Raw genomic sequence first — 9,521 nt, forward strand, 5'->3', positions numbered from 1 at the left:
TGCTCCCTGTCGTCGGGCGGTCGGGTTCAGGCCGGGCGGACGGTGACGGGCAGCCGCTTCACGCCGAAGATGTCCGGGCTCTGGTGGTAGGTCGGGGCGGCGCCGTCGGCGAGCCGGATGTCGCGGTAGCGGCGCAGCAGCGCGGTCAGCACGATCCGCGCCTCCATCCGGGCCAGCGGGGCGCCGATGCAGAAGTGCGGCCCGTGCGAGAAGGTCAGGTGGGCGTTGGCCGGGCGGTCGATGTCGAACCGGCCGGCCCCGGCGAACCGGTCCTCGTCCCGGTTCGCCGAGATCACCCACGGGACCACGATCGTGCCGGCGGGCACCTCGACGCCGCCGAGAGTCACCGGCGCCTTCGTCAGCCGGTACAGGAACACGACCGGCGGCCGGTAACGGAGCACTTCCTCGACGAGGGCGGGAATGCGGCCGTGGTCGGCGCGGACCGCCGCCATCGCCTCGGGGTGTTCATCGAGGCACAGCATCGTGTTGCCCAGCAGCAGAGTCGTGGTGAGGTGCCCGGCCAGCAGGAGGAACGCGACGAAGCTGACGATCTCCGCGTCGGTCAGCCGCTGACCGTCTACTTCGGACTCGACGAGCTTGCCGACGAGGTCGCCGGTCGGCCGGGTCCGCCGCTGCGCGATGCTGTCTAGCAGGTAGGCGTTCATCTCCCGCAGGTGCCGTCCGGTCTCCTCGGGTACGGTGCCGTCGCCCATCGTGCCGACCGCGGCGTCCCTGCTGTCGGAGAGCAGTGATTCGGCCCAGCCGCGGAACATGGCCCGGTCGTCCCCGGGGATGCCGAGCAGCTCGGCGATCACGATCACCGGCAGCGGGTAGGTCAGTTCGGCGACGAGGTCGATCTCCTCGCGTCCGGCCACGGCGTCGAGCAGGCTCTCGGTCACCGCTTCGATCCGCGGCTCGAGCGCGGCCGTCATCCGCGGCGTGAACGCGCCGGACACCAGGCCGCGCAGCTGGCGGTGCCGCGGCGGGTCCAGCATGGTCAGCGCGGCCTCGGTGAAGCTCGGCACGTCCGGGTCACCCGGCGGGGCCAGCGAGGCGAAGTCCGAGGAAAACGTCGCCGGATCCGAGAGGATGCTCATGGCGTCGGCGTACCGGAACACGTGGACCGCCCCGGTCGCCGGATCCTTGATCACCGGTGCCGTCCGGCGCATCCGCTCGCACCAGGCCAAAGTCATCGTGCCAGAGCCCACCGGTCCGGGTGGCTGGAACTCAGTGGTCTGGGTCATGGACATCCGCTCCAAGCGTCGTGAGTGTGCCGCCATCGTGCTGGGCGCGGACGCGAATCGCGGTGCCGTGACAGGAAGTTGACCGCGCGGCGGACCGGGGAAACAGCTAGCTGTCAGGCCGGGTTTGGCCGGTGCGGTGAACGACTGCTCGAACGGCTTCGCCCGCCCCACCCGCAGCGGGTGGGGCGGGCGATGCTCCGGTTTCTTACGCTTCGCCGTTCGCCTCGGCGAAGACCTTCAAGGCGACGTCCGGCTCGTGGGCGGCCACGATCCGGGTAGCCGGACGGCCGAGGGCTTCGATGGCGTGCTCGCGGCAGACCGGCGTGGCCTGGCTTTCGGTGTCCGTGCGCCACACCTCGACGATCGGCCGCTCCCCGCAGCCGTCCGCGGTGCACGTGCGGTTCTCGTGGCTCACCAGTGCCGAATGGCTGGTGGTGGCGGCGTACGCGTCCGCGACCAGCGCGGCCAGCAGCCCGCCTGCCCGCTCCGCCGTGGTCTCCACCGAGATCGCGTGGGCGTCGATCAGGAACATGTCGAACGCGTCGATCCGCTCCACCGCCGGCGCCCGCTCGATCTCCTCGAGCCGTTCGCGCAGTGCTGCCAGCCGGGGCGATTCCCCGTTCCGGCCCGCCTCGGCCAGCACCGCGCGGACGCAGTCGGCGAACTGGCTTCCCCGCCGGTCCCACCAGGCGAGCTTGCGCTGGCGTTCGTCGCTCAGCCCGGCCAGCCCCGGCCACTTGCGCCGGGCGCCCTGGCGGGTCATCCCGGCCGCGTGGCCGATCGCGGGGTAGTCGGCGCCACGCTGGGCGGCCGACAGCGCCGCGGACGCGGCCAGCTGCTCGGCGCTGTCGCGGATCGCCAGCAGTGAGGTCAGCGCCGTCAGCCACATCTGGCGCAGGTCCGCGTCCGGCAGGTCGGAGTGCGGACCGTCCTCCGGCCCGAGTTCCAGCACCTCCCGCACCACGGTCCACGCCAGCTGCTCGACCGCGGCGGTCAGAGCGGCGCGTTGGACGTCGGACATCGCCCGCACGGACACCTCCTTGACAACAAGTGTTTACGCTACCACTATGACCATCGACAACATTTGTTGTCAACTGGGCGATGAGTGGGGTGGAAGCATGAGGCTGTTGGTCATCGGCGGCACGTCGTTCGTCGGGCGCACGATCGTGGGCGACGCCCTCGGCCGGGGACACCGGGTCACGACCTTCAACCGCGGGCTGACCGGCAAGGACGTGGAGGGCGTCGAAGCGCTGCGCGGCGACCGTTCCACCGACGACGGCGTCCGGGAGCTCGCCGGGCGGTCCTTCGACGCGGTCGTCGATCCGGGCGGTGTGGTGCCGATCCACGTGGCGCGCACCGCGCAGGCGCTGGCCGGCTCGGCCCCGTTCTACGCGTTCGTCTCGACCACGGGTGTCTACCAGAAGTGGGACACCGCGCCGGTGGACGAGTCGACCGCGACGTGGCCGGCCGATCCGGACCAGGATGGCGACCCGGGCGACTTCCAGAACCTGCGGGTCCACAAGCGCGGGTGCGAACTGGCGATCGAGCGGTCCTACGGACCGGGCGCCTCGCTGATCGCCCGCGCCGGATCGATCGTCGGGCCGCACGACAACCTCGGCCAGTTGCCGTGGTGGCTGACGAGGGTCGCCGCGGGCGGCAGGCTGATCGCGCCCGGCGACCCGGGCCGTGGACTCCAGCTGATCGACGTGCGCGACCTTTCGGCGTTCGTCCTGGACCAGGTGGAGGCGCAGGCAGGCGGGACGTACAACGCCGTCCCGGCCGGGACGAACACCACGATGGGCGGGCTCGTCGACGAGTGCCTGCGGGTCACCGGTTCGGCGGCCGGTCCGGTGTGGATGGACGAGGGTTTCCTGCTCGGCCAAGGGGTGATGCCGTGGGCTCACCTGCCGCTGTGGATCCCGGACGCACCGGAGACGGCCGGTTTCTGGGCCGTGTCCGGCGCCGCCGCGAAGGCGGCGGGCCTGCGCACCCGCCCGTTCGGCGAGACCGTCGCCGACACCTGGGAGTGGCTGCGCTCGGGCGGTTCGGTCCAGGCCGCACCCGGCACGCCGCCGTTCGGGCTCGCGCCGGAGCAGGAGAAGCAGGTACTGGCCGCGTGGGACGCCCAGGCAGGCTGAATCCGGCGGAGGACGGCCGCCGGCCGCCGTGGAACACCAGCGGCGGGGCGGCGGCCGTCTGCGGGCGGTGGATCCGCATCGGGGCGATCGTCAGGGCCGGTTCCCCACCGACGCCCGACGGCCGGGAACTACCCCGCGGTGAGGCGAAGGGCCGCCGCGGTACGCACTTCGTCGTGCTCGATGGGGGAATCCCGCAGCCGGATGAGCTGTCGGCGGACTTCGCCGGTGAGCGGGGAATGCTGTGCGGCCAGCAGCCGGACGTCGCTCTCGCAGTCCCGGAGCGCCTCGGGCAGATCCTGCCGCGTGGTGCCGGGATCCAGTGTCAGCAACGCTTTCACGTAGGCGGCCCGTTCGTAGGAGTGCGGGCTCCGGTGCCAGAGCGAACGAAGCCTCGGCACGACCTCGGTGACACCGAGGCGCGCGAACCCACGGGCCAGGGCGTCGTAGCCGCACCAGTCGTCCTTGTCACCGTCGAGCCGTTCGAGGGCGGTCAGCAGCGCGGGGACGTCGGCAGCCTCTGCGTGTTCGGCGAGGGTCTCCACGGCCCGCCACCACAGCGGGTGGGCAGGGTCGCCGGCCCAGAGCCGGGCCTGTCGCGTGATCCGCGGTCCCAGCTTCTCGAGCGCGGGGAACAACCCGGTTCGCCGTACGTCCGTGCGGGCGGCCACGGTGTCGGCGACGTCGAGCAACCGCGGTTCCGGATCCCGGTGCCGGGCGAATTCGTGCAGCACCGCCGAGAGCGTCTCGGATGCGGCGCCCGGGTCCGTGAGCAGGCCGAGCAAGGCGGCGGCCGGAGTGTCGTGGTGGGCCACGCTCGGGCATTGCCAGGCGGTGGCCGGCTGGGCGGCCTGGCGCAGCACGTCGATCCGGCGGTCACGTCCGGCCCAGCTCAGCCAGGGTTCTTCGAGGGGGAAGATGTCCTCGGGTGCGGCGTCGGCCACCCGGCCGGCGACGATCGGGGCGAGGTCGTCCCACCAGGCGCGGGGCCAGGTGCCGGCGATGGTCGACAGGACGTCGGCCCAGCGTTCGCCGTCGCGCACGTACTGGCGCAGCGCGTCGGTCGCGGCGGGAACGTGGGCCCGGGCGAGGGTGGCCAGGACGTCGACGCCCTGGCCGAACCTGTTCCCGTCGTACCCGGTGGTCCGCCCGGCGTGCCGGATCTGCTCGACGATGGGGGCGAGGGGCAGTTCGAGGTCGAGGATCAGCCGGGCGAGGTAGACCGTCCGTTCGTCGACCTGCCGGTCCCACCGGTAGTCGCGGTGCACGCAGTCCAGCACCGGTTCCGGCGCGGGCTGGTGGGTGGCGACCCAGGCCGCGGCCACGCCGTGGCCGCGCTGGAGTGCTCCGTGCACCGTCCTGGCCGGCGCGTAGCACCAGCTGTCATCCTCGGTCATCCCCGCCAGTGTGAGTCGGCACGCATCCCTTCCGCCAGCGAATTCCGGTGCGACCGTGCCCGCTCGGCCACGGGTCCCGGGCCCCTGGACGGCGGTGAGATCAGGCTCTTCGACGGGATCCGGTCCCCCTTTCGTGTTGGACCCACCGCCCGGCTTGCCGAACCAATCCCGGATCGGTCATTTGTCCTTTGTATACCGCGATGACCACGGTGTTGCCGGGGATTTCGGTGTCCGGACCAATAGTGTGCGGAGAACCCTCTCCGGCAATTCCGGGAATTCGCGGCCGCCGGCCGGGGTGAAAGCGGTTTTCGTAGCCGTCGCGGGCCGGGTTGCGTGGCGGGGCAACAAGAAGCGACCGGATCAGGTCAACGAGTACCCAGATCGCGGTTCGGCTGCTATGCTCGGGAATCAGGCGCCGCGAACCGGGGGACCGGGCGGCGCCCGGGGGTTCACTGGTTTGCTGTCAATTCGCCCGTGCGAGTGGCGAATGATTCGGCATGTCCGGTAATTCGTCTGGGCCAAGTGCGACGCGAGAACAATCCGCCGTGCCTGATCGGGTGGCACCAACGGGGGAGTGATCCATGCTTCGGGTGGCTTTTGTCAACATGCCCTTCGCCGACTGGAACCGGCCTTCCTTCGCGCTCAGCCAGCTGGCCGCGCTGCTCGGCCGGGATTTCGGCGGCCGGGTCGAAGCGGAGGTCTGCTACCTGAACCAGGACGTCGCCGAACACTTCGGCGCGAAGACCTACGAGTCGATCTCCGTCACGCACGACCACGTCGACACCGGGCTCGGGGACTGGCTGTTCCGGCAGATCGCCTTCCCGGACGCCCCGGACAACACCGACGAGTACTTCCACCGCTTCTACCGCGGCGAGCACTGGGCGGAGTTCCGGCAGCGCATCCTCGCCCTGCGGGCGAGCCTGCCCGCCCTCTGCGAGCGGCTGATCGACCAGTACCGCCTCGCCGAAGCGGACCTGGTCGGGTTCAGTTCCATGTTCGCCCAGCACGTGCCGAGCATCGCGCTCGCCAGGCTGCTCAAACGGCGGCGGCCCGAGGTGCTGATCGCCTTCGGCGGAGCCAACTGCGAAGCGCCGATGGGTGCGGTGATCGCCGAACACGTCGACGCCGTCGACTACGTGTTCTCCGGGCCCGCGCTCGACACGTTCCCCGCCTTCCTGGACCACGTCCTCGACGGCGCTCCCGAACGGGCCGACGCGATCCCCGGTGTGGTGACGCACCGCAACTGCCACGACGCCCACTTCCGCGGGGCGATCGGCAGCGACCACGACATCGACGACCTGCTGCTGCCGGAGTACGGGAGCTTCCTCGCCGCGCTCGAGGCGCACGCCGGACTGCGGGAGACCGGGACGAGCAAACCCATGCTGTTCTTCGAAACCTCCCGCGGCTGCTGGTGGGGCCAGCGCTCGCACTGCACCTTCTGCGGGCTGAACGGCCAGAGCATGGTCTACCGCAACATGGACCCGAAGCTGGCGATCGAGCAGTTCAACTGGCTCTTCGGGTTCGCGCCGGAGTACACCTCGTTGTTCTGCACGGACAACGTGATGCCCCGCAGCTATCCGAAGGAGGTCTTCCCGCACCTCGAACCACCCGAGGGCGGTTCGATCTACTACGAGGTGAAGCTGCCCTTGAGCCGTCAGGACCTCGGGCGGATGTCGGCCGCGGGGGTCACCGTCGTGCAGCCGGGCATCGAGGCGCTGGCGACTTCCACGCTGAAGCTGATGGCCAAGGGGACCACGGCCTTCCACAACCTCCAGTTCCTGAAGAACTGCGACGAGTTCAGCATCGACCCGGACTGGAACCTGCTCATCGGCTTTCCCCGCGAAGAGGAGGCCGTCTACGAGCGGTACACCCACGACCTGCCCCTGCTGACGCACCTGCCGCCGCCGGTGGGGGTCTTCATGGTGCGGTTCGACCGATTCAGCCCGTACTTCAAGCGGCGCGCGGAGTTCGGGCTCGATCTGCACCCGATGGACTTCTACGGCCTGACTTACCCCTTCGGCGCCGACGCGCTGGCCGAACTCGCCTACTTCTTCGCCGACCACAACCTCGGGCCGTACATGCAGAACGCGCTGACCTGGCACGAGCGGCTGCGCGAGCTGGTCGCGGCCTGGCGCGCGGCCTGGGCGGGAGACGGCCCGCACCCGGAGCTGCGCCTGGTCACCGCGGGGCCCGGTGGGCCGGTCGTGCGCGATTCGCGATCGGGCGTCCCGGTCGAGCACCCGGTGGACGAGCTGGACGCCGAGCTGCTGCGGCGGCTGGCTTCCCCGGCGCGCCCCGACCAGGTCACCCTCGGCCGGCCGGACGGGGAAGCCGACGTCGCCGTCCGGATCGCCCGGCTGCAGTCGCTGGGGCTGTTGTTCGAGGAGAACGGGCGGTTGCTCAGCCTGGTGCTGACCGAAGGCGGTGATCAGGCCGAGCCGGAGTCGCCCGCCGCCGAGCCGGGGGCCCGGCGCCTGCTGCCGGTGCTCACCGGCGGTCGGGAGGACCTCCGATGACGGCCCCGGCACTGCCGCTGGTCGTCGAAGGCGGCGGGGAGATCGTGGACCGGGTCCGCGCCGGGCGTGCGGAACTGCGTGAGGCACTCGTGGTGCACGGGGCGGTGCTGCTGCGCGGGTTCCGGGTGGGCGGCGTCGAAGGCTTCGAGGCCGTCGTGCGCGAGCTGTCCGGCCCCGCGCTCGCCTACTCCGAGCGGTCGTCCCCGCGCACGGTGATCAAGGGCCACGTGTACACCTCGACCGACTACCCGGCGGACCAGGAAATCTTCCTGCACAACGAGAACTCCTATCAGGCCGGGTGGCCGCGGGTGCTGTACTTCCACTGCGTCGAGCCGCCGCACACGCAGGGGGCGACGCCGCTGGCCGACACGCGCCGGGTCCTCGAGGCGATCGATCCGGACGTGCGCGAGGAGTTCACCCGGCGCCGCTGGATGGTGGTGCGCAACTACAGCGACGAGGTCGGCCTGTCCTGGCGTGCGGCGTTCGGCACTGGCAGCCGGGACGAGGTTTCGCGCTACTGCGCCGAAAACGGCATCCGGGCCTGCTGGCGCGACGACGGCCACCTGCGCACCGAGGCGGTCCGTGACGCGGTGCACCGCCACCCCGTCACCGGGGCCTCCGTGTGGTTCAACCACGCGACCGTCTTCCACGTCACGACCCTGCCCGAACCCGTCCGGCTCGGCCTGCTGGAGATGTACGGCGAGGACGGCCTGCCCGGCAACACCTACTACGGCGATGGCGCACCGATCCCGGACGCGGTGACCGAGCACCTGCGCGCGTGTTACCGGGCCGCCGCCGTCCGCTTCGACTACCGCCGCGACGACGTGCTGGTCGTCGACAACATGCTGGCCGCGCACGGTCGTGAGCCCTTCACCGGGCCGCGCCGGATCGCCGTCGCCATGGCCGAGCCCTCGCGGGAACCCGCGCGCCGATGAGCACTTCGCGCCTGCCTGTCCGCCCGTTGTGGCGCGACCGGAACTTCGCCGTGTTCTGGGCGGTCCAGACGACTTCCGCGCTCGGCGACGCCTTCGCGCTGGTCGCCCTGCCCCTGCTGGTGCTGCAGGCGACCGGGTCCGTTGCGCAGATGGGGCTGCTGACCGGCGTCGCCGGGGCCGGGGCGATCGTCACCGGGCTGTTCGCGGGGATGGTCGTCGACCGGACCGACCGGCGACGGCTGATGATCTGGTGCGACGTCGCCCGCGCGGTGCTCTACGGCGCCATCCCGGTGTGCTGGGCGATCGACCCGCAGGTGTGGCTGCTGTACGTGGTCATGGCGTTCGCGTCGGTGTTCAGCATGCTGTTCCAGGTCGGGTACGTCACCGCGGTGGCCAACCTGGTGGACCGCGACCGGATCGTGGAGGCGAACAGCCGGCTGCAGACCACCGACGCGGTCGCGCACGTGGCCGGGCCGGTCCTGGCCGGCGCGGTGGCCGCGTCCCTCGGCTCCACCGTGGCCATCGCCCTCGACGCGGTCAGCTTCGCCGTATCCGTGGCCGGTCTGGTGTCCATCCGGCTGCGGAGCAGGGCGGTGGACCCGGGCGAGGCGCCGGCCTGGCGTGACGTGCGGACGAGCTTCGTCACCGGGCTGAGGTTCCTGTGGGCCAGCCCGGTGCTGCGCGCGGTGACGATCCTGCTGACCGTCATCACCTTCCTGAGCCTGGGGCTGCTCGACGTGTTCATCTACCGCGTCCGCACCGAGCTCGGCCACGGCGAGAGCGCGGTCGGGTACCTGCTGGGCTTCGCCGGGGCGGGCACGATCCTCGGTGCCGCCTTGACGGCGCGCCTGCGTCGCCGGTGGGGGTTCGGGGCGTGCTGGCTGACTTCGTACGTGGTGTGCGGAATCGCCGTCGCCGTGCTGGGGGTGACGGGCGGCCTCGCGGTCGCCGACGGCGCCGCGCTGGCCTACGGCGCCGGCATGGCACTGGCGGGGATCTGTTCGATGTCCCTGCGGCAGCAGCTCACCCCCGACCACCTGCTCGGGCGGGTGACGGCCGCCTTCTGGACGTTGCACAGCGCTCTCGGGCCGATCGGCGCCGTCGTCCTGACCGCACTGGTCGCCCAGTTCGGCGCCCGCGGGCCGCTGCTGGCCGTCGGCGGGGTCTTCCTGGTGGTGGTGGTGTTCGGCCTGTTCAGCCCGATCCGCCAGCGCGATCCCCAGCCTGCCGAAGCACCGCCCGACCCGTCCGGGCCGCGGACGGCCACGTCCACCGATGTGCGCTGAGCACCGAG

7 protein-coding genes are annotated in these 9,521 nt (G+C 71.5%); 4 read left to right on the forward strand and 3 right to left on the reverse strand.

Annotated features, from left to right (window positions below):
- Positions 1 to 26: 26 nt before the first annotated feature.
- Together AB0M30_RS38595 and AB0M30_RS38600 are read right to left on the reverse strand one after the other, a co-directional pair.
- Entirely contained in the window at positions 27 to 1,244 is a 1,218-nt protein-coding gene (locus AB0M30_RS38595) for a cytochrome P450 (RefSeq protein ID WP_364594794.1), read from the reverse strand.
- 205 nt (positions 1,245 to 1,449) lie between these two features.
- Positions 1,450 to 2,274, reverse strand: a complete 825-nt coding sequence (locus AB0M30_RS38600) for a hypothetical protein (protein ID WP_364594797.1) — start codon at positions 2,272 to 2,274, stop codon at positions 1,450 to 1,452.
- 88 nt (positions 2,275 to 2,362) lie between these two features.
- Between AB0M30_RS38600 and AB0M30_RS38605 the strand changes: the two genes are divergently transcribed.
- The gene (locus AB0M30_RS38605) at positions 2,363 to 3,382 is read left to right on the forward strand and encodes a reductase (protein WP_364594800.1); all 1,020 of its coding nucleotides are present in this window, start codon (positions 2,363 to 2,365) and stop codon (positions 3,380 to 3,382) included.
- Positions 3,383 to 3,510: 128 nt separating this feature from the next.
- Here the strand turns inward: AB0M30_RS38605 and AB0M30_RS38610 are convergent, their stop codons facing one another.
- Positions 3,511 to 4,776: a hypothetical protein gene (locus AB0M30_RS38610; RefSeq protein WP_364594803.1), complete on the reverse strand. Its 1,266-nt coding sequence runs from the start codon at positions 4,774 to 4,776 to the stop codon at positions 3,511 to 3,513.
- A gap of 581 nt (positions 4,777 to 5,357) precedes the next feature.
- Here AB0M30_RS38610 and AB0M30_RS38615 point away from each other — a divergent pair.
- Genes AB0M30_RS38615 through AB0M30_RS38625 form a run of 3 tightly spaced genes read left to right on the forward strand, consistent with a single transcriptional unit; the run spans position 5,358 to position 9,513 of the window.
- Positions 5,358 to 7,292 carry a RiPP maturation radical SAM C-methyltransferase gene (locus AB0M30_RS38615; RefSeq protein WP_364594806.1) on the forward strand — a complete coding sequence of 645 codons (1,935 nt, stop codon included), beginning with the start codon at positions 5,358 to 5,360 and terminating at the stop codon, positions 7,290 to 7,292.
- Positions 7,289 to 8,227, forward strand: a complete 939-nt coding sequence (locus AB0M30_RS38620) for a TauD/TfdA family dioxygenase (protein WP_364594809.1) — start codon at positions 7,289 to 7,291, stop codon at positions 8,225 to 8,227. Before AB0M30_RS38615 ends, AB0M30_RS38620 begins: the two co-directional genes overlap by 4 nt.
- Positions 8,224 to 9,513, forward strand: a complete 1,290-nt coding sequence (locus tag AB0M30_RS38625) for an MFS transporter (protein WP_364594812.1) — start codon at positions 8,224 to 8,226, stop codon at positions 9,511 to 9,513. The genes AB0M30_RS38620 and AB0M30_RS38625 overlap by 4 nt, the downstream gene beginning before the upstream one ends.
- Positions 9,514 to 9,521 lie beyond the last annotated feature (8 nt).

The organism is Amycolatopsis sp. NPDC051716 (genome assembly GCF_040681595.1).
Classification (GTDB): domain Bacteria; phylum Actinomycetota; class Actinomycetes; order Mycobacteriales; family Pseudonocardiaceae; genus Amycolatopsis.

Excerpts from the sequence above, each read along its gene's own strand:
- AB0M30_RS38595 (WP_364594794.1), bottom strand. The coding sequence starts at position 1,244 with ATGACCCAGACCACTGAGTTCCAGCCACCCGGACCGGTGGGCTCTGGC.
- AB0M30_RS38605 (WP_364594800.1), top strand. The coding sequence starts at position 2,363 with ATGAGGCTGTTGGTCATCGGCGGCACGTCGTTCGTCGGGCGCACGATC.
- AB0M30_RS38610 (WP_364594803.1), bottom strand. The coding sequence starts at position 4,776 with ATGACCGAGGATGACAGCTGGTGCTACGCGCCGGCCAGGACGGTGCAC.
- AB0M30_RS38615 (WP_364594806.1), top strand. The coding sequence starts at position 5,358 with ATGCTTCGGGTGGCTTTTGTCAACATGCCCTTCGCCGACTGGAACCGG.
- AB0M30_RS38620 (WP_364594809.1), top strand. The coding sequence starts at position 7,289 with ATGACGGCCCCGGCACTGCCGCTGGTCGTCGAAGGCGGCGGGGAGATC.
- AB0M30_RS38625 (WP_364594812.1), top strand. The coding sequence starts at position 8,224 with ATGAGCACTTCGCGCCTGCCTGTCCGCCCGTTGTGGCGCGACCGGAAC.